Source organism: Bradyrhizobium sp. BWA-3-5, from assembly GCF_032917985.1.
GTDB lineage: Bacteria > Pseudomonadota > Alphaproteobacteria > Rhizobiales > Xanthobacteraceae > Bradyrhizobium.
The window spans coordinates 5,872,389-5,892,013 of sequence record NZ_CP136626.1 but is presented as its reverse complement, the minus strand read 5'-3'; the positions used below and the strand labels follow the sequence as shown (position 1 = coordinate 5,892,013).

General features: G+C 65.0%; 15 protein-coding genes. 10 read left to right on the top strand and 5 right to left on the bottom strand.

Going from position 1 to position 19,625, the window contains the following annotated elements; all coding sequences use genetic code 11:
• Positions 1–10 precede the first annotated feature (10 nt).
• The 6 genes from RX331_RS28450 to RX331_RS28430 are packed head-to-tail and all read left to right on the top strand — an operon-like array spanning position 11 to position 3,183.
• Positions 11–211, top strand: coding sequence for a hypothetical protein (locus tag RX331_RS28450; protein WP_317252913.1), 201 nt, complete (start codon positions 11–13; stop codon positions 209–211).
• A gap of 22 nt (positions 212–233) precedes the next feature.
• The gene (locus tag RX331_RS28445) at positions 234–803 is read left to right on the top strand and encodes an HdeD family acid-resistance protein (protein ID WP_317252912.1); all 570 of its coding nucleotides are present in this window, start codon (positions 234–236) and stop codon (positions 801–803) included.
• A gap of 38 nt (positions 804–841) precedes the next feature.
• Positions 842–2,218: an amidohydrolase family protein gene (locus RX331_RS28440; RefSeq protein ID WP_317252911.1), complete on the top strand. Its 1,377-nt coding sequence runs from the start codon at positions 842–844 to the stop codon at positions 2,216–2,218.
• Positions 2,219–2,247: 29 nt separating this feature from the next.
• Positions 2,248–2,400: a universal stress protein gene (locus tag RX331_RS39090; protein ID WP_410708024.1), complete on the top strand. Its 153-nt coding sequence runs from the start codon at positions 2,248–2,250 to the stop codon at positions 2,398–2,400.
• Positions 2,333–2,677: a universal stress protein gene (locus RX331_RS28435; protein ID WP_317252910.1), complete on the top strand. Its 345-nt coding sequence runs from the start codon at positions 2,333–2,335 to the stop codon at positions 2,675–2,677. Before RX331_RS39090 ends, RX331_RS28435 begins: the two co-directional genes overlap by 68 nt.
• A 44-nt stretch (positions 2,678–2,721) precedes the next feature.
• Positions 2,722–3,183, top strand: a complete 462-nt coding sequence (locus RX331_RS28430; protein WP_317252909.1) for a universal stress protein — start codon at positions 2,722–2,724, stop codon at positions 3,181–3,183.
• Between the two features lie 24 nt (positions 3,184–3,207).
• Here the strand turns inward: RX331_RS28430 and RX331_RS28425 are convergent, their stop codons facing one another.
• Both RX331_RS28425 and RX331_RS28420 read right to left on the bottom strand, forming a co-directional pair.
• Positions 3,208–4,149, bottom strand: coding sequence for a diacylglycerol/lipid kinase family protein (locus RX331_RS28425; RefSeq protein WP_317252908.1), 942 nt, complete (start codon positions 4,147–4,149; stop codon positions 3,208–3,210).
• 145 nt (positions 4,150–4,294) lie between these two features.
• Positions 4,295–5,446 (bottom strand): hypothetical protein, encoded by a 1,152-nt coding sequence (locus RX331_RS28420; RefSeq protein WP_317252907.1) that lies wholly within the window; start codon positions 5,444–5,446, stop codon positions 4,295–4,297.
• Between the two features lie 235 nt (positions 5,447–5,681).
• Here RX331_RS28420 and RX331_RS28415 point away from each other — a divergent pair, with 235 nt between their 5' ends.
• Entirely contained in the window at positions 5,682–6,881 is a 1,200-nt protein-coding gene (locus RX331_RS28415) for an MFS transporter (protein ID WP_317252906.1), read from the top strand.
• Here RX331_RS28415 and dgcA read toward each other — a convergent pair.
• Entirely contained in the window at positions 6,851–7,846 is a 996-nt protein-coding gene (gene dgcA / locus RX331_RS28410) for an N-acetyl-D-Glu racemase DgcA (protein ID WP_317252905.1), read from the bottom strand. The two genes, RX331_RS28415 and dgcA, sit on opposite strands and share 31 nt — an antisense overlap.
• Before the next feature lie 132 nt (positions 7,847–7,978).
• On the opposite strand from dgcA, the gene RX331_RS28405 reads away from it, so the two are divergent.
• From RX331_RS28405 to RX331_RS28395, 3 genes are all read left to right on the top strand, one after another.
• Entirely contained in the window at positions 7,979–9,112 is a 1,134-nt protein-coding gene (locus RX331_RS28405) for an ABC transporter permease (protein ID WP_317252904.1), read from the top strand.
• A 2-nt stretch (positions 9,113–9,114) separates the two neighbouring features.
• On the top strand, positions 9,115–9,885 hold the full coding sequence (locus RX331_RS28400) for an ABC transporter ATP-binding protein (RefSeq protein WP_317252903.1): 771 nt from the start codon (positions 9,115–9,117) through the stop codon (positions 9,883–9,885).
• A gap of 192 nt (positions 9,886–10,077) precedes the next feature.
• A complete protein-coding gene (locus RX331_RS28395; protein WP_317252902.1) occupies positions 10,078–10,980 on the top strand; it encodes an MlaD family protein in 903 nt (300 codons plus the stop codon).
• Between the two features lie 49 nt (positions 10,981–11,029).
• Here RX331_RS28395 and RX331_RS28390 read toward each other — a convergent pair whose 3' ends face one another.
• Both RX331_RS28390 and RX331_RS28385 read right to left on the bottom strand, forming a co-directional pair.
• Positions 11,030–13,687, bottom strand: coding sequence for a putative bifunctional diguanylate cyclase/phosphodiesterase (locus RX331_RS28390; RefSeq protein WP_317252901.1), 2,658 nt, complete (start codon positions 13,685–13,687; stop codon positions 11,030–11,032).
• A gap of 269 nt (positions 13,688–13,956) precedes the next feature.
• Positions 13,957–19,284, bottom strand: coding sequence for a negative regulator of septation ring formation (locus tag RX331_RS28385; RefSeq protein WP_317252900.1), 5,328 nt, complete (start codon positions 19,282–19,284; stop codon positions 13,957–13,959).
• Positions 19,285–19,625 lie beyond the last annotated feature (341 nt).

Sequence of the window (19,625 nt, the reverse complement as noted above, 5' to 3'; positions counted from 1 at the left end):
GATTTCACGCATGAAGCGCAAGCCGACATCGATCGCAGCCGACCGCCGGGGCGACCTTCTGGGCGTCCTCCTGGAAGACCTCCCGGACGTCCTCCTCATCGACCCCCGCATCACCGGCATCGTCGTCGGCGCCGCCGCTGGGTTTGCTGGCGGGAGCGCGGCCGCCGCCGGTGCGGATGGCGATGGGTGTGACGGAGTTCGACGCCGGTGAGACCTGAAGCGAGGAGAATGACATGACGACATATGACGGCGGTTCGCGAATGGGGGTCGGAAGCTTGCGTTCGCCGCCGTTCTGGGTCTGTATTCTGCTTGGGCTCGTGATGATCGCGGCGGGAATCCTGGTGCTCGGCGACATCATGGTGATGACGCTCATCAGCACGATCTTCATCGGCTGGGTCGCGATCATCACCGGCGCGTTCGAGATCATCCACGCGTTCTGGACCAAGGGATGGGGCGGCTTCGTGTGGCAGGTGCTGCTCGGCATATTGTATATCGCGTTTGGCATTGTGCTGATCAGCCAGCCGGTCGTCAGCGCGCTGATCCTCACCTATGTCCTCGGCCTGGTGCTCGCGGTTTCCGGCTTCGTTCGCATCCTGCTCGGCATCACCCATTGGCGGGAGGCGGGCTGGATCATGCTGCTGTCAGGCGTGTTCGGCGTGCTGGCCGGCATCGTCATCCTGACGGGATGGCCAACGACGGGGCTATGGGTCCTTGGATTCCTGCTCGGTGTCGACCTGATATCGCACGGCGTCGGATGGCTGGCTTATGCGTGGAGGCCAGCCGTGGCGGTCAGCAGCACTTAGTCTTGTGCCGGCCGGCGCATGACGCGGAGGGTAGGCTCGTGCCCCAAAGAGAACGGCGCAGAGGCGTCAGCATCGCGGCGGTAGCAATCACGTTGAGCCTCGTGACGGCTCTACCCTCGGCACAAGCGCAGCAAGGTGCGGCCGTCCTGTTTCAGAATGTCCGCATCTTCGATGGCAAGAGCGCTGCGCTTCCCGCGCCATCCAATGTCCTGGTCAAGGGCAACAAGATCGAGAAGATCTCGCCTGCACCGCCGACGAGCGACGCCGGGGAAACAATCACGATTGACGGCGGCGGACGCGTGCTGATGCCCGGCCTGATCGACGCGCATTGGCATGCGATGTTGATCCGTCCGACGCCGGCGGTCGCCATCGCTGGAGACGTCGGCTACAACAATCTTCTCGCGGCCGCAGAAGCGACCGATACCCTGATGCGCGGCTTTACCACGGTTCGCGACGTCGGCGGGCCGGCCTTCGGCCTCAAGCAGGCCATCGATGAGGGCATCGTCGCCGGCCCGCGCATCTACCCGTCCGGCGCCATGATCACTGTCACCAGCGGCCATGGCGACTTCCGGCAGCTTTCCGATCTGCCGCGGACGATCGGCGGCATGCTCACCCGCATGGAGCAGGTCGGCGGCGCCATGGTTGCCGATAGTCCCGATGAGGTGCGCGTGCGGGTGCGCGAGCAGCTCATGCAGGGCGCGTCCCAGGTCAAGTTGACCGCGGGCGGCGGCGTGTCATCGCCCTTCAGTCCGATCGACGTCGTCACCTTCACCGGACCCGAAATGCGGGCTGCGGTGGAAGCGGCCGAGAATTGGGGCACCTATGTCGTGGCGCATGCCTTTACGCCGGCTGCGATCCAGCTGGCGATTGCCGCCGGCGTGAAGTGCATCGAGCACGGCTTCCTGATGGACGAAGCAACCGCCAACTTGATCGCCGAGAAGGGCGTCTGGCTGAGCCTGCAGCCGCTGCCCGAAGAGATGAGGACAGGCCTTGCCGAGGGCTCGGTTCAACGGGCCAAGGCGGATGAGGTCTGGCCGGGCATCGGCAGGACGTACGAGTTTGCCAAGAAGTACAAGCTCAAGACGGCGTGGGGCACCGATGTCCTGTTCTCCGCGGCGCTGGCCCGGCGTCAGGGCGCCATTCTGGCCTCGCTTAGCCGCTGGTACACGCCTGCCGAAGCCCTCGCCATGGCGACCGGAACGAACGCCGAGTTGCTGGCGCTGTCCGGCAAGCGCAATCCCTATCCGGGCAAGCTCGGCGTGATCGAAGAGGGCGCGCTCGCCGACCTCGTGCTGGTCGACGGCAATCCGATCGAGAACATCAAGCTGATCGAGGATCCGGCCAAGAATTTCCTCGTCATCATGAAGGATGGGAAGATTTACAAAAACATGGTTTCCGGCCGCAAGCCGAACTAGGGGCGCGGACTCATGACGGGAGCTGAAGCATGTACCGGCATATTCTCATTCCGACAGATGGGTCCGAGCTGGCGGAGCGTGGGGTGACGCACGGGTTGGCGCTGGCGAAATCGCTTGGGCGCCAAGGTATCCGTCATCTTCGTTGTGGAGCCGTTTTCAGAACTGACAGGACGGATGCTTGAGGCCGTCGCAACCTATGCTGCGCTGCGCAAGGAGCAGGCCGCAAGCGTGTTGGAGCACGCGGCAAACGCGGCCAAGAACGCCGGTGTTCCCTGCGAGACGATTCAGGCGGAGAGCGAGCAACCCCATCAAGCCATCATCGCGGCAGCCGCGGACAACGGCTGCGATCTCATCGTCATGTCATCGCATGGCCGCAGCGGACTCGCCATGCTCCTGATCGGCAGTGTGACAAACAAGGTACTGACGCAGGCGAAAACTCCGGTGTTGGTTTGCCAGTGAATGTTGCAGGGCGGGAAATGTTCGACGAACACGGGAGCCCTCAAATGTACGCCAACATTCTCTTGAGCACGGATGGGTCGGATGTCGCGATACAAGGCGTCAAGCATGGGATGGCGCTGGCAAAGGCCTTGAATGCGAAGGCGACCCTTATCACCGTAACGGAACGGCTGCCGAGCTACTATGGCAGCGGACATGCCTCGGGATGGATGCCCTCCCAGGAAGAGTTTGATCGCTTTGATGCAGCCTGTAAGGAACAGGCGGGCAAACTGCTCGATGAAGCTCGGGCAATGGCGGACGAGATTGGGATATCCGCGGAATTCGTGCACGTTCCAAACGCGCACCCGGCCACTGCGATTATCGAAACAGCAAAGTCCAGGGGCTGCGACCTGATTGTCATGGCCTCGCACGGACGACGCGGGCTCAGGAAGCTAATACTGGGGAGTCAAACGTCGGAGGTCCTGGTCGACGGGAGCGTGCCGGTACTAGTGGTACATCCGCAGATATAAGTGAGGTGCGACTGAAACGCCGCCCTACGGCCGATTGACCGCCGCGACCTTCAGATGGAACGGCAGCATCGTCACCGACATCGGCAATTGACCCATGCTCTCGCCGTCGACGTCGGCGCGCACCATGGTGTCGCTGTCGATTGAGATCCGGCTGGCGTGGCGGCGCGAGACTTTTGGATGCGCCAGATAGCTGCCGTCGCCGAGCCTGGGCACGATCTGGGTCAGCGCCTCCCAGTGCCCGAGATCGCCGACCATGATCAGGTCGAGCTTGCGGTCGGCGGGGTCGGCGCCGGGCGCGAGCATCAGGCCTTCGCCGGCGCCGTCGAAGCTGCAGAGCATCAGGGACCACATCTGCAGGCTCTGTTCGGCCTCGTCATCGATCCTGATGCGGTAGGCGCGCGGGTTGTATGTCAGCGAGGTGAACGCCGTCATCAGCACGTAGCTGATCGGGCCAAGCCGCTTCAAGAGCGGCACGCGTTGCGCGCGCCAGGAAATCGTCGCGGCGGCGCCGACGATGGCGAGCACGAAGCCGTAGCGCGTCACCTGTCCGCCGCCATAGCCCCTGGCGTCGGCGCGGAACACGTCGACATTTCGCGTATGACCCATGGCGATCGCCTTGCTGGCCTCGCCGAGCGAGAGCTGGCCGAACGAGCGGCAGAGTTCGTTCGACGTGCCGCCCGGCAGTTGCGCCAGTACGAGGTCGGGCGCGATCAGCCGGTCGTCCGAAATCACCCCGTTCATCACCTCGCTGAAGGTGCCGTCGCCGCCGACTGAGACCAGGCGCTGGTAGCCGGCACTGACGGCTTCCTGCGCCAGCGCGGTCGCATGACCGGGCGCGCGGGTCATGGCAACGTCCGCGCTGCTGACCGGGCCAAGATGCTTTTCGAGTTCGGACAGTATCTGTCGCCAGCGTTTGCCGCAGTTACCCTTGTTTGCCATCGGATTGACGATGAGCTTGGTTTTCACGGAGATCTCCGCTTGCGAAGACAATCGTGCCAGCTTGGTCTTGCCGGAGAGGCGAAGCAACCCGAAAGCGAACTATTCGCAGGTGCAACAAATGCTGCAGGCGCGTTCTGAAAGCCACAGCGCGGCAACCCTGGAACGGCGTCCCTTACGAAAAGAATGCGATCTTCTCGGCCTGGCTCATGCGCCGGATCGGCGCCAGCGGATCATTCGCCGCCAGGACCGGCTTGCGCACGACGCCGTTCGCAATGAGGGTCGAGCCGAGCGACACTTCCATTGCCGGGGTGGGCGTCGGCGGGGCGATCGGCGGCGGTTGCACCACCTGCTGAACGGCTGGCGGTACCGGCGGAGCGACCGGTTCAGGTGCTTCCGCAACGATCTTCGGCGCGACCGGCGCGGGCTCTTCCGAGCGGACCTGCTCGGCTGCCGCTTCGGCGATCTCTATGTCGTTGATCGGATCGGGCGCGCTCATTTCCATCGCGATCATGTCGAGCACCGCCTCGTCCTGCGCGGCGGTGTTCTCGGCAGTGTTGTCTTGGACAGTGTTGTCCTGGACGGCGTCGTCCTGCGCCTCGATATTTTGAGCAGCGAGCGGCTGGGCCACGGCCTGTTCGGCGGCGGCGTCCACAGCCGCGGCGTTTTCGGTTGCGGCAGGCTCAATGGAAAGCTCGGGGGCGGGCGGCGTTTCCGTTTCCGTCTGTACCGCTTCCGCCGCAGCAAACGCGGCCTCGGCTGGGGCGGAGGATGCCTTGGCAGCTTCTGAAACGGCTTCAACGGCCTCCGCCGGCATGTCGTGCATGGCCGGGAAGGGCATCGCGTCGGGGTCGATCGCGGGCGGCGTGTCGTCGCCGAATTCCACCAGCCGGCCCTGCAGGGCGGCAAAGGCGGCGCGGAGCGCTATCCGCGCCTCTTCGGAGGAAAACTGCTCGGTGCCACGTTCGATCACGGTGACTTGCGAATCGATCAGGTCGCAGATCCGCCCATCATTGCCGATTTCCCGCAGCCGCCAGGCGATTTCCCGCAGCACGCGCGCGCCCTTGCGGACCGGCGCCAACCGCTGTTCCAGCGCCAGGCTGTCGATCGCCTCGACCGCCGATTCCTCGGCGGCGTCGACCGCACCGCGGATGGCGGCAAGCGCCTCGGTCAGGCGCTCCTGCGCCGCCGCAGCCGCGATGATGGCTTCCGCCGCCTGCTGCGCCGAAAGGCCTTCTTCCCGTTGCAGAGCTGCTTCCCGCTGCAGGGTCTCCTCCCGCTGAGCGGAAAGGCTTTCCTCGATCCGCGCCACCGCATCCAGCACCATCCGTGTGTCGGCATTGCGGTTGCGTTTGGCGTATTCGGTGAGGAACCAGCGGCCGCGCGAAGTTTCCATGAAAGCTTCGGCGATTGCAGCATAATCTTCCTCGCTCGGCAGCGTGGCGCGTGCTGAGATCGGCGAAAGGGCGAATGCTTCGTCGGCCATGTCAAACTCTTCGCGCAAATCAGCGCGCCTTGCGATAACGAAACAACACGATATTGCCCGAATCGCAATTGAATTGATGCCGAGCGAATCACAATTCCCCACAGCTTCTCAAGATGCACCCCGGCGTTTCGCGACCGGGGTGGCGCTGTTTTACGCGACGCTGTTCGGCATGACCGGCACCCATCTGCCGTTTTTCACGGTATGGTTGAAGGCGGTCGGGATCGATGCGTTTTGGATAGGTCTGATCACGGCCGTTCCCCCAGTGACCCGGTTCACGGCGCTTCCGCTGGTGACCGGCTTTGCGGAACGCCGCCAGGCCCTGCGCGGCGCCATCATTGTCACCTCGTTTGCCACGGCGCTCGGCTTCTTCGTGCTCGGCACCCAGCATTTGCCGCTGCTGGTGTTCCTGATCTACGGCCTGACCTGCTGCCTGTGGACGCCGATCGTGCCGCTCACGGACGCTTATGCCCTGCGCGGGGTAAAGCGCTACGGCCTCAATTACGGCCCGTTGCGGCTATGGGGCTCGGCCGCCTTCGTGCTCGGCGCGCTGGTCTGCGGCATGCTGTTCGACCTCATCGCCGCAAAAAACCTGATCTGGATCATCGCCGGCTCGGCCGCGCTCGGGGCGGTCGCCAGCCTGGCGCTGCAGCCGCTCGACGATGCCGGGGCTGCCCGTCCGGTCACCGGGGGCGCGGGCCCATTGCTGCGCGACGGCGGCTTCCTCGCCATTATCGTGGGATCTGCGCTGATCCAGGGAAGTCACGCCGCCTATTACATTTTCGCGTCGATCGCCTGGCAGCAGGCGGGCTTCGACGGGCTGACGATTGCGGGGTTGTGGGCGCTGGGCGTGATTGCCGAGATCGTGCTGTTCGCGGCATCGCCCCGGTTCAGCCTGCCGCCGTCGACCCTAGTGGTGATCGCGGCCTTAAGCGCCGCGGCGCGCTGGGTGCTGATGGCGCAGGACCTGCCGCTTGCCATTCTCGCCATCGTCCAGCTCGCGCATGCGCTCAGCTTCGGGCTGACACAGGTCGGCATCATGGGATTGATGCTGCATCACGTGCCCGGTCATGTGATGGCGCGCGGGCAGGGCTATCTGACGGCCTGCGGCGGCATCGTCGCCGGCCTCGCATCGGTCGCCTCAGGCACGCTCTATGGAAGCTGGGGACAGGGCATCTACTATGTGATGGCGGCGATGGCCGGACTCGGCGGTCTCGTCATCTTTCTGGCGCGGCAACGGCTCTCGGATCAGCCCCACAAGGTGGCTTCCGGCGGATAGATCAGGCTGCCGTCGTAGCGCAGGCCGCCGTCGCGGTCGCGCGCCAGCAGCAGCGGGCCGTCGAGATCGACGAAGCGGGCGTGTTGCGCGAGCAGCATGGCCGGCGCCATCGCCAGCGAGGTCGCCACCATGCAGCCGATCATGATCTCGAAACCGAGTGCCTGCGCGGCATCCGCCATGGCGAGCGCTTCCGTCAGCCCGCCGGTCTTGTCGAGCTTGATGTTGACGGCGTCGTAACGCGCGCGAAGCCCCTCCAATGAGGCGCGGTCGTGCACACTTTCATCGGCGCAGACGGCAATCGGGCGCTTGATATGCGCCAGCGCCTCGTCTTTACCGGCCGGCAGCGGCTGCTCGACCAGCTTGACCCCGGCATTCGCGCAGGCCGCGAGGTTGAATTCGAGGTTGTCGGGCGTCCAGGCCTCGTTGGCGTCCACGATCAGTTCGGATTCGGGAGCGGCTTTCCGGACAGACGCGATCCGTTCGTCGTCGCCGTCGCCGCCGAGCTTGATCTTCAGGAGCGGCCGGTGCGCGGCCTTGGCGGTTGCCGCGGCCATGACTTCTGGCGTGCCGAGCGAAATCGTGAACGCCGTCGTGCAGGGCCGCGGTGCGGGCCGGCCAAGCAGGCTCCAGGCGCGCCGGCCGGAACTCTTGGCCTCGAAGTCGAGAAGCGCGCAGTCCAGCGCGTTGCGGGCGGCGCCTGCGGGCATCGCGGCCTGAAGGGCCGTGCGGTCCAAACCTTGGGCAATCGGTTTCTGCATCGCTTCGAGGGCGGCCAGCGTGGCCTCTGCCGTCTCGCCATAGCGCAGGTAGGGCACGCATTCGCCGCGCCCGGCCTGGTCACCCTGGCTGACGGTCGCGACAACGGTGACTGCCTCGGTCTTGGCGCCACGGCTGATCGTGAAAGCGCCTGCGATCGGCCAGCGTTCGATGCTGACGGCAAGCTTTCGAGATGAGCTGGAAGTCATTTTAAAATCTGGCAAATTTTCTGAACCTAAGCTTGCCCGCAGCTACCAACTATGGCTGGTTAGGTACGGATTCGACAAGGCGGTATGGCGGGGAACCCGAACGGTTTGGCATACCGGCCAAGGGGTGGGATTTTGAACGGCGACCCGACATTGGAGCGGATAGCCAGGGGCAACGCGCTGGCGCTGTGCGCGGCGGGCCCGTGGACGGCCCGCTTTGCCCCCGTGCTGGAACGCATGGTGGCCGACGCCGAAAGGCTCCGCGGCACCCGGCCCGACATCTTCATCGACGTCTCGCAGGTGTCGAAGCTCGATACGTTCGGCGCCTGGCTGATCGAGCGGCTGCGCCGCAGCCTGACGCAAGGCGGCGTCGAAACTGAGATCGCCGGGCTGTCGGCCAATTATTCCAGCCTGGTCGACGAGGTGCGCCGGGTGAAGGCCGAGCCGGTCATTGAGACCGACCGGGTGACGATCACAGGCATGCTGGAGGGAATCGGCCGCGCCGTCGCCGGTGTCGGCGGCACCTTGATCGGGCTGATCGACATGCTGGGCGCGGTGCTGGCCGCAACCGGCCACGTTCTGATTCGTCCGCGCCGCTTCCGCCTGACCTCGACCATCCACCATCTGGAGCAAGTGTGCTGGCGCGCGGTGCCGATCGTGGTGCTGATCACCTTCCTGATCGGCTGTATCATCTCGCAGCAGGGCATCTTCCACTTCCGCAAATTCGGCGCCGACATCTTCGTGGTCGATATGCTCGGCGTGCTGGTGCTGCGCGAGATCGGCGTGCTCTTGGTCGCGATCATGGTGGCGGGCCGCTCCGGGTCCGCCTACACCGCCGAGCTCGGCTCGATGAAGATGCGCGAGGAGATCGACGCGCTGCGCACCATGGGTTTCGATCCGATCGAGGTTCTGATCCTGCCGCGGATGCTGGCGCTTGTGCTGGCCCTGCCAATTCTGGCGTTTCTCGGCGCGATGGCCGCGCTCTATGGCGGCGGCCTGGTGGCCTGGCTCTATGGCGGGGTCGAGCCCGAAGCCTTCCTGCTGCGGCTGCGCGACGCCATTTCGATCGATCATTTCGTCGTCGGCCTGGTCAAGGCGCCAGTGATGGCCGCTGTCATCGGCATCGTTGCCTGCGTCGAGGGCCTCGCCGTGCAGGGCAGCGCCGAGTCGCTCGGGCAGCACACGACATCCTCCGTCGTGAAGGGAATCTTCTTCGTGATTGTGATGGACGGCGTGTTCGCGATCTTCTTCGCCTCGATCGGAATGTGACCATGGCAGGCGAGATCACCGACGCCATCATCCGTGTCCGCGACATCACCGTGCAGTTCGGCAAGACGCGGGTGCTCGACGGGCTCAACCTCGATGTCAAGCGCGGCGAGATCCTGGGATTCGTCGGCCCGTCGGGCGCCGGCAAGTCGGTGCTGACGCGCACCATTATCGGTCTGGTGCCGAAACTCAGCGGACGAATTGAGGTGTTCGGCGTCGACCTCGATGCGGCAAGCAGCGCGGAGCGCCGCGGCGTCGAACGTCGCTGGGGCATCCTGTTCCAGCAGGGCGCGCTGTTCTCCTCGCTCACGGTGCGGCAGAACATCCAGTTTCCGGTGCGCGAATATCTCAACGTCTCGCAGCGGCTGCTCGACGAAATCATGGTGGCCAAGCTCGGCATGGTCGGCCTGCGGCCCGAAGTCGCGGACCGCTATCCGTCCGAGCTCTCGGGCGGCATGATCAAGCGCGTCGCGCTGGCACGTGCGCTCGCACTCGATCCCGAGCTGGTGTTTCTGGACGAGCCGACCTCGGGGCTGGATCCGATCGGCGCGGGGGATTTCGACGAGCTGGTGCGCACCCTGCAGCGCACTTTGGGCCTGACGGTTTTCATGGTAACCCATGATCTCGACAGCCTTTATACGGCCTGCGACCGCATCGCGGTTTTAGGAAACGGTAAGATCATTGCAGCAGGTTCGATCGCGGACATGCAGGCCTCGCAGCATCCCTGGCTGAAGCAATATTTTCACGGCAAGCGCGCCCGCGCGGTGATGGGCTAAAGCATGATCCGGAAAAGTGGATACCGGTTTTCCCTCGCGACAAACGCAAGCGTTTGCGCTGAGGTCATGCTCAAAATCAATCACCCGCAAAGGTGTGATCGGGTTTCGGAACCGGATCGTGCTCAAACAGGAGATAATGACAGGTCCGTCGGCGATGCCGGAATGGGCCTAGGTTTCGGAGTACTTTGACTAATGGAAACGCGGGCGAATTACGTCCTGATCGGGGCTTTCACGCTGGCGGTGATCGCCGCCGCGTTCGGCTTTGTGCTGTGGTTTCAGAGTCTGCATGCCACCAAGCTGCGCAGCCCGATCCGCATCGTGTTCGAAGGGCCGGCATCGGGCCTGCGCAACGGCGGCAGCGTCAACTTCAACGGTATCAGGATAGGGGAGGTTGTCTCCGTCAAGCTCGACAACCCACGGCGGGTGGTCGCGCTGGCGATGGTCGAGAACAGCGCGCCGATCCGCAAGGACACGCTCGTCGGCCTCGAATTCCAGGGCCTGACCGGCGTTGCGGCGATTTCGCTGAAGGGCGGCGAGGAAAACGCGGCTGCCGTGCCGCTCGACGAGGACGGCGTGCCGATGCTGACCGCCGACCCGAGCGCGCTGCAGGACGTGACGGAATCCATCCGCGCCACGCTGCAGAACGTCAACCGGCTGGTCGCGGAGAACCAGGAATCGGTCAAGAACTCGCTGCGCAATCTCGAGACCTTCACGGGAGCGCTGGCGCGCAACTCCGAGAAGATCGACAACGTGATGCTCAGGGTCGACGGCGTGATGGGCAAGGCCGATAGCCTGATGCTCGGGCTGAACACGATCGCCGGCGGCGCTGCGGGCGGCGAGCTGAATCTCATGGTCAAGTCGATCCGCGAACTGGCCGAGGATTTCGACAAGCGGTCTGGGGCGCTGATGGCCGATGGCCGCCGTACCCTGTCCGACATCAGCCGCGCCGTGAACAATTTTGACCGCAACCCGAGCCGCGTGATCTTCGGCGGCAGCAACAACCCCCCGCCGGTGGAGGCAACCGCTGCGACCCCGCCCAGGGGCGCGAACGCGTCGGCTCCGCCGAAGCCGCCGAGCGGTCAGAAGCGGCAATAGTAGAAGCGCAAGTAGAAGCGCACGCCCCGCGCCCGGGCCTATCGGATGGTCAGATCGCCGTCTTGAGCCGCGAGCCGCCGTCGGCCTTCATGTGCTCGGCATATAGCTCGGCCTTGTGCGGACGTCCGATCAGATAGCCCTGCATGTCGTCGCACCGCTCGCGCATCAAGATCGCGAGCTGCTCGTTGGTTTCGACGCCCTCGGCAAGAACCGGAACGTTGAGCCCGTGGGCAAGCCCGATCACGGCGCGCACAATCGACAGCGAGCGGGCGCTGGCGCCGAGCGCCGCGACGAAGGAACGGTCGATCTTGATGCGGTCGAGCGGGAACGCCTGCAGATAGGACAAGGACGAGTAGCCCGTGCCGAAATCGTCGAGCGCGATCATGACGCCGAGCGATTTGAGGGACTTCAAGGTCTGGCTCGCGCGCGAGATGTCCTCGATCAGGACACCTTCGGTAATCTCCAGCTCGAGCCGCGACGGCGAAAGGCCGCTCTCGCGTAGCGCCCTGCAGACCTGATGCTCGAGATTTTCACGGCGAAACTGGGCGGCGGAGACGTTCACCGCTATGCGCACGGCGTCGTCCCACGATGCGGCCTGCCGGCAGGCTTCCATCAAAACCCATTCGTCGATTTTCGCGATCGCGCCGCTGTTCTCGGCGACCGGGATGAATTCTCCGGGTGTTACCAGGCCGCGCTCGGGATGCTGCCAGCGCACCAACGCCTCGAACCCGCATATCTTGCCGTCGCGATGACGTTGCGGCTGAAACTCCAGGGACAGTTCGTTGTTCTCGACGGCCGAACGCAGATCGTGCTCCATGGCGCGGCGGTCGCGCAACTGCCGGTCCATGGCGCGGGTAAAGATGCGCGTCACGCCGCGGCCTTCCTTCTTGGCGCGATAGAGCGCCGCATCCGCGTTGGCCAGGAGCGAGGCAGCATTGTCGCCGTCGCGGGGGTAAAGCGCCACGCCGATGCTGAGGTCGATATCGAGCGCGCGGCCGTCGACTTCGATCGGGTGCTTCAAGGCTTCGCGTATGCGGCTGGCCACCAGCTCCGCGGTGCCGGGCAACGGCACCTGCTCGGTGATGGCGATGAACTCGTCGCCGCCCACGCGCGCGATGTAAGCGTCCTGGCCGGCCTGGCGCAGCCGCCGGCCTGCTTCCCGCAGCACGGCATCGCCGGTGGAATGCCCGAACAGGTCGTTGACTTCCTTGAAGCGATCCAGGTCGATGCAAAGCACGGCGAAGCTGTCGCCGGCCTCGGCCGAATGCTGCATCAACGTTGCAAGGCGGGTGTCGAATGCGGCGCGGTTGGGCAGATCGGTCAAGAGATCGTGCGAGGCCAGATACCGGACCTGCTGCTCGGCGCGGTTGCGCTCAGTGACGTCGAAGGCCACCGAAACAAGCCCCGCCCTGCCTTGATAAGGCAGCGGCCGCGATTCAATCAGGACTTCGATTCGATCGCCGCGGGACGTCTTGTGGATCACGGGATCCTGCGGCGACCGGGCCGCCAAGGAGTTACCGTATGCATCGAGATCGCGCTCGGACATCGAAAGCAGTTCCTCGCGCGCATAACCGTAATGGCGGCACATCGCGGCGTTGACCGCCAGGAGCCGCCGTGTCGCTGCATCGGCCACCCACATCGGCAGCGGGTTTTCCTCGAACAGCAGGCGGAATGAGGCTTCGCTGCGTTTCAGGTCAGTGATGTCAATGCGGACTCCGATGCTGCCGCCGTCAGCGGTGCGGCGCTCCTCGATGCGGGCCCATTTGTCGCCCGGCAATTGCTGCTCGTGGGAGCTCTGCGGCATGGTGTGACGCGCCATGCGCTCCCTGAACCATTCCGCCTCACGGCCGACCGCGTCGGCATATTGCTGATGCTTCAGGCCGGCGCGCAGAATATCTTCGAAGCGGGCGCCGTGAACGATGGCTGTCGCATTGGATGCGTAGAGCCTCGGGTATTGCCGGTTCCAGAGGACCAGCCGATCGTCCTTGTCGAAGATCGCCAAGCCTTCCGGCACGACATCCAGCGCTTCTGTCAGATAGGTGTGCGCGGCGCGGGCCCGCTCGGCCTCTTCGGCAACTCTGGCCTGGGTTTCGATCAGGCGGACGAAATTGCCAAAGTTCGTATCGATCATCCGCACGAACAGCACCAGCAGAAGGCCGAGATTGATGCCGATGCAAACCAGAAGCGGCTCGCCGGATGCGAGCAGACGCATCACAAGCGGCAGCCCGGCAATGAACAGACACAAGCGCGATGCGGCGGGGAAGATGCCAAGACAATAGGCCGAGCCGATGCAGCCCATGAAGATCAGCAGCGCAATGGGCGCGCGCAGCGCGGGATCCACGGCTTCGATCAGCGCCAGGATCCAGATCAGAAACCCTGCGGGCAGCGCGGCGGAAAGTATCCGCATCCGCGACAGAAACCGATAGGCCTCTTCCGGCGCGAGCTCGACCCCGCGCATCCTGATCCACTGGATCATTCTGACGACGCTGACGGTCAGAAGCATGCCAGGCAGCGCAAATCTCAGCCAGGGATCGACGGACGGGGGAAGAACAAAGCCGACGCTGATGGCGTCAAGCAGGATTACGGCATAGAGAATCGGGATCTGGTTGGTGAGGATGCGGAACTGCTCGCTCACCAGCGTACGGCCGTGCGGTGTGGTGCATTCGCCGACGGCGAGCAAGCTCCACGCCCTGCTGATCAAATTCATGCCATATCGTCCCGTCACGGGACGCGAAGCTAATGCTCAATCAAGAATCTCTCGTAAAAACTCTTGGTAGCAATGAAGCTAACAGATGCGAAACGTGTTCCCTGGCGCGCTGTAGATCGGATTCCGGCAAATTCGGGCCTGCATCATGCCGCGGATACCGTGGTTCTACGGAGGCGCGGTTCACTAGCTGCCCAAGCGCATCTTTCGCGCTGAAAAGAAAAACGGAGGCTCGCTGCCTCCGTTTCCATTTCTGCAATCGATCCGGGGCGTTATCCCAGACGCCCTGCCGCATGCGCGAGCAGGGTATAGACGAGGCCAGTCTCGGAGGTGAGGTGGCCACGCAGCGCCTGCGGTCCGCGGTCCTCGCGCGCGACTTCGTCGAGCAGCCGTTCGAACTCCGCGATGTAGCGATCCACCGTCTGCTTGAAGCTGCGGTCGGCGCGGTACTTGCGCGAGACTTCGTCGAACGCCTTCTGGCCTGCCGGGGTGTAGAGGCGCTTGGTGAACGCCTTGCTCTCGCCGCGCTGGTAGCGATCCCACATCTCGGCGGCGAGGTTGCGATCCATCAGACGGCCGATGTCGAGCGACAGCGACTCCAGCGGATTGACCGGGGGCTGCGGGGCGCGGCCGCGGGGAGGCTGTCCGGCACCGGCGTCGGTGCGGTGGAGCAGATCGGACAGCCATCCGTCGCCGCGTCCGGCGTCCTGGCTTACCGGGCTGACGGGCGGCGCTTCGGCGCGGCGCGGCGCCGGCATGCCGAGATCCGGCGGCGGCAGGGTCGACGCACTGCCGACGTCGCGCATGCGCACTTCGTTGCGGGCGCTGGCGGCCGCCATCACGGGCTCGTCCTGACGCTGCGCGGCGGCGCGGCTGGAGGTCACGACATCGAGGCCGCGGCCGTGATGGGCGACGATCCGGTTGAGCTCGGCGAGCGCCTCGATCTGGTCGACGATCACCTTGCGCATCTGCGCGGTGTTGTCGGCGGCCTCCTGCGGCATTTCGAGCACGCCGCGGCGCAGCTCGTTGCGCGTCGCCTCGAGCTCGTTGTGCATCTCGGCCGCCATCTGCTTCATGGCCTGCACCATCTCGCCGAACTTTTCGGTCGACTGCTTGAACATCGCATCCGTTTCCTGGGTGCTCTGCTGGTACAGATCGTTCATGGCGTCGAGCGTCTGCTGCCGCTCGTTCTCGGCCGCGGTGCGTACCGCCTCGAACTGGCGGCTGATCGCGGCCGATCCCGCGCCGGCGGTTTCCGCGACCACGCGCGCGATGTCGCGGGCGCGCTCTTCGGCCGCGGCGAGCGATTCGTCGAGCAGCCCGGTGAAGCGCGACAGGCGCTGGTCGAGGTCGGTGGTGCGCAGGTCGATGGTGGTCACCAGCGACTCAAGCTGCGACTTGCGGTCGGCGACCGACGCCGTGGTGGAGCGGTTGGCCTGTTCGACCACGCCGGCCGCGTCGATCAGCGCCTTGCCGTGCTTCTCGAACTCGCTCGACAGCGAGCCGAGATTTTCCAGCGCCTTCGACGTCTTGTTTGTGAAGACGCTGAGCTGGTCTTCCAGCGTCTGCGTGGCAACGCCGTTGCGGGCGGTGACGTCGTTCATGGCGGAGACGAAGTCGGCGACGCGGGTCACCAGCGCGCGCTCCAGCGAGTTGAGGTTGTCATGGGCGCCGGTCAGCACTTCCTGCAGCAGAATGTTGCCTTCACGCAGCCGCTCGAACAGCGCCACCGTGTCGGTGCGCAGGATCTTGCTGGTCTCCTGCATCTCGGTGACGGCGGCGATCGAGACCTGGCGCGACTGGTCGATGGCCGAGCGCGACGCCTGCTCAAGGTCCTTCAGCGACTTGGCCACCGCGCCGGTCGCGAGGTCGCCCGCGGAGGTGATCGTGCGCGCGACTTCCGAGCCGTGCGTCGCCATCGATTGCGAGAACGCCTGGCCGCGGCTCTCGATTGATTTCAGGGCGTCGGCGGTGACACGGTCGATATCGGTCGTCAGCTGGGTGGTCTTGCTGCCGAGCGCCTCGACCAGCGAGCCGCGGCGGCTGTCGACGATCTGCGCCAGACGGTCGGTCTGCTGCTGGACATAGGTGACGATCTCGTCGGTCTTGCCCGTCATCGTCGAGCCGAAATTGCTGGTGGCGGCGAGCACCGAACGTTCGATATCGGCCGTGGTCGACTTGACCTTGGAGGTGACCTCGTTAGTTGCGGCGACCAGCGCGCCCTGCGCGTTCTGCGCGGTGGTCTGAATCGTGTCGGTCGTGGTCGCGGTGACGACGCCGAGCGAGCGCTCCATATCGGCGGCGATCGCCTTGATCTGGCTGGCGGCATCGGCCGAGGTCGTGGCGAGCGAGCTGTGCGCTTCGCGCGCGGTGGTGAGGAGGGTCGCCGCGGTTTCGTTGCCGACCGCAGTCAGCGTGCGCTCGACGTCGATCGCCAGCGACTTGACGTGGTTGGCGGCTTCGGACGAGGCTGTGATCAACGTGTTCTGCGCCTCGCGCGCCCCCGTCGTGATCGACTCGGCGGTGGCGTTGCCGGCCATCGACAGCGAACGCTCGACATCAGCGGTGAGCGATTTGACCTGGTTCGACGCTTCGGCCGACACGCGCATCAAGGTGCTCTGGGCCTCGCGGGCGCCTGCCGTGATTGCCTCGGCGGTGGCATTGCCGGCCATCGAGAGCGACCGCTGCACGTCGGCTGCGAGCGACTTGACCTGATCGGCGGCTTCGGTGGAGGCCGCGACCAGCGTGCTCTGCGCGGCGCGGGCGCCGGCCGTCACGGCTTCGGCGGTCGCGGTGCCGGCGATCGACAACGAACGCTCGACATCGGAGGCGAGCGACTTGACCTGGCTCGCGGCGTCGGCGGACGCCGTGACCAGCGTGGTCTGCGCTTCGCGTGCGCCGGCGAGCACCGATGCGGCGGTGGCGTCGCCGGCCGCTGAAAGGGTGCGTTCGACATCGGCGGCGAGGGACTTGATCTGCTCGGCAGCCTCGGAGGAGGCCGCCACCAGCGTGGTCTGGGCGTCCCGGCTGCTGGTCAGGATCGAGCTGGCCGCGCTGGTTCCGACCGCGACAAGCGCGGCTTCGACCTCGGCCGACGTCAGTTTCAACTGCGCGCCGACATCGGAGGAAACCGTCAGCAGCGCCTGCTGCGCGGTGCGCGCGCCGGTCTGAATGGTTTCGCTGGTGTTGACGACGAGATTGGTCAGCGAACGCTCGGCGTCCTCGACATGCGATTTGATGCTGGAGGACAGCATTTCCGCGCGCGACGTCAGGTCTTCGCTGGCCTGCCGGCCGCTGCTTTCGATGCGGCCCGCCACCGCCTCGATGCGCGAACCGAGCAGATCCTCGAACTGCGCCACACGGGTATCGATTTCGCTTGCGATCCCGCCGACCCGGGTCTCGATGCCGCTGGCAATCTCGCCGACACGGGTTTCGAGGCCGCTGGCGAAATTGCCGACCTTGGTCTCGATGCTGCTGGCGATATCGTCGACGCGGCTCTCGATGCCCTGATGGATTTCCTGGAACCGCGCCTGGATGGTGTCGGTCAGATAGGCGCTGCGGCCGTCGAGCGTTTCGGTGACGTTGGCAATGCGATGATCGACCGCCGCAATCGCCTGCGCGGTGCCCTCGGTGAGCGAGGAGGTGAGGAGGGTAAGCCGCTGGTCGATCGACTGGATCGCCTGCGCCGCACCGTTGGTCAGCGATCCCGTCAGCGTGCTGATGCGGCCGTCGATGGTCTCGGTGACGGATCTGGCACGGGTGTCGAAGGTCGTCTCCAGCGATTTCAGGCGCCCGTCGACGGCTTCGTCGAACAATCTGATCTTGGTGTCGAGCGAGGCGTCGAGATGGTCGACGCGGTTGCCGAGGGTGGTTTCGAACTGCAGCAGCCGCTGATCGAGGGAAGCGGTGATCTCGCCGCTGTTCGAGGTCAGGCGGGTATCGAACGTGTCGACATAGTTCTTCAGACTGTCGGCGATCGCCTGCGTCCGCGCGCCCATGCGCTCGACGATCTCGCCGCCGAACGTCTTGACGGTGCGGTCGAACTCGGAGATGTGGCGCGTGATCAGCGCGCCGAGCGTGCCGCTGTCGCGGGCGAATTTTTCCGCAAGCTCCGCACCCTGATTCTTCACCAACTCGTCGTAGGCGCTCATCTGCAGCGCCAGGCCGTCGTGCGCGTTCTCGGTCTGGCTGATCACCTTGGCGACCAGCGTGTTCACGGTCACGTCGAGCGCGTCGCTCGCCTTGTCGCCGGAGGTGAGGATGCGGCTGGCGAGGCGGTTGCCGGCTTCGTCGATCTTGTTGACGAGGTCGCCGGAGCGCAGCTCGAGTTCGAGCAGGAGCGAATCCGAAGAATTCTTCAGGGAGTCGTGGACCTGCTCGGTGCGGTCGGAGATGCCGTCGACGATAGTCGAGGAGCGCTGCTCGAATTCGCTGGTGATGCGGTCGATGCGCTCGTTCAGCATCTCGTGGACGCGGTCGGCGAGATCGACGAACTCGTCGTGGACGTGGCCGGTCTTGAAGTTGAGGCTGGTGGTCAGCCGCTCGGACGCGTCGAGCACGGCGCGCGTCGTCTCGGCGCTGGCTTCCTCGAGGCGGTCGAGCAGGTCGCCGCCGCGCTCGCCGAGCGCGAGGATCATGTTGTCGCCGGCATGGCTCAGCGCGCTCGTGATGTGCTGGCCGCGCTCTTCCAGTGCGCCCGTGATGCTTTTCGCGACCTCGTCGACGCGCGAGGCGATCGCGTCCGAGATCAGCGCGATGTCGTGGCGCAGGTCGATCTGAACGCCGGAAATGGCGCTGCGAACCTGCTCGGCCTGGCCGACCAGGTTGTCGCGCTGATGGGCGATGTCCTGCAGCAGCGCGCGAATGCGCACTTCATTGTCGGTATAGGCGCGCTCAAGCGCTGCGACTTCGTTGGCGACCAGTGTTTCAAGCTCGCCAGCGCGCGCGATCGCGCGCTCGACGCCGTCCCCCATCGCGGCGACTTCGCGGCGGATCGCCTGGCCAACGGTCACCATGGAATCGGCCGCCGCGCCTTCGGGCTCGGAGAAGCGGATTGCGACCTGCGCCATGGACTGCGCGATCATCCGCATTTCCTGGCCGCGCCAGGCGAGGCTGGCGAGGAAATAGAACAGCAGCACGGGCGCGAAGAACAGCGACGCAAGGCCGGCCAGCACCAGCACGCCGCCGCTTTGTCCGATCGCCGCCTGCAACGAGGGCAGGAACGCCGCGGTCAATAGCGCACAGCCGACGATCCAGACGCCGCCGAAGATGCTGGCGAGCGTGTAGACGCTGCGGGCAGGGCGGTTCTTCTGGATGGCCTGCAGAATCTGGCCGATGGTTTCGCGGTCGTCATTGGCGGCGCGGCGGGGGCTGCGCGGCTCCTCGATCGAATCGAACACGGGACGGTCCGCGCTCGGACGCGCGTCGAACGGTGTTTCGGGGAAGGCGGGCGCGGCGGAGGGCATGCTCGGCGGAGCGATTTCACCGCCGATCGAATTTCGGTTGGGATCGACGCTGGTGTCGCTGATGTTGAGCGCTTCCTGAATGGCGGACAGCGCAACTTCAGTGGGATCCTTGACCTTCTTCGGATTGTTCGCCATGTCAGTCCGAGCCCTCTTAACTACGCGTCTTAACTACGCGCCCAGCCGTTCTTGCAAGAAGCCCCCCTGCAAGCTCGAAGCCGGATTCATACCCCCTGCGATGCAAGCGTACCCATCGGCGCAGCTTGTCCGCACACATCCGCGAACATCCTATTGGTTGACCGATACGAATGAAATGGCCGCGATTAATACATTCTTAATCATCGTTAACAGCGCTCTTCAGCGCTGTCCCATAAGTTCTTCTAAATGCACAGATTTTTGGAGCTGACCCGGAAAACCCGTCTGATTGCGGGCTAAAGTACGGCAAAATTGCGTCGGATTCTGAGAACGTTCCGTTAACC

Coding starts and splice junctions, on each gene's coding strand:
- RX331_RS28450 (WP_317252913.1), top strand. CDS start 11: ATGAAGCGCAAGCCGACATCGATCGCAGCCGACCGCCGGGGCGACCTT.
- RX331_RS28445 (WP_317252912.1), top strand. CDS start 234: ATGACGACATATGACGGCGGTTCGCGAATGGGGGTCGGAAGCTTGCGT.
- RX331_RS39090 (WP_410708024.1), top strand. CDS start 2,248: ATGTACCGGCATATTCTCATTCCGACAGATGGGTCCGAGCTGGCGGAG.
- RX331_RS28430 (WP_317252909.1), top strand. CDS start 2,722: ATGTACGCCAACATTCTCTTGAGCACGGATGGGTCGGATGTCGCGATA.
- RX331_RS28420 (WP_317252907.1), bottom strand. CDS start 5,446: ATGGTGCTGGATGCGGTGGCGCGGATCGAGGAAAGCCTTTCCGCTCAG.
- RX331_RS28415 (WP_317252906.1), top strand. CDS start 5,682: ATGCCGAGCGAATCACAATTCCCCACAGCTTCTCAAGATGCACCCCGG.
- dgcA (WP_317252905.1), bottom strand. CDS start 7,846: ATGACTTCCAGCTCATCTCGAAAGCTTGCCGTCAGCATCGAACGCTGG.
- RX331_RS28400 (WP_317252903.1), top strand. CDS start 9,115: ATGGCAGGCGAGATCACCGACGCCATCATCCGTGTCCGCGACATCACC.
- RX331_RS28395 (WP_317252902.1), top strand. CDS start 10,078: ATGGAAACGCGGGCGAATTACGTCCTGATCGGGGCTTTCACGCTGGCG.
- RX331_RS28390 (WP_317252901.1), bottom strand. CDS start 13,687: ATGAATTTGATCAGCAGGGCGTGGAGCTTGCTCGCCGTCGGCGAATGC.
- RX331_RS28385 (WP_317252900.1), bottom strand. CDS start 19,284: ATGGCGAACAATCCGAAGAAGGTCAAGGATCCCACTGAAGTTGCGCTG.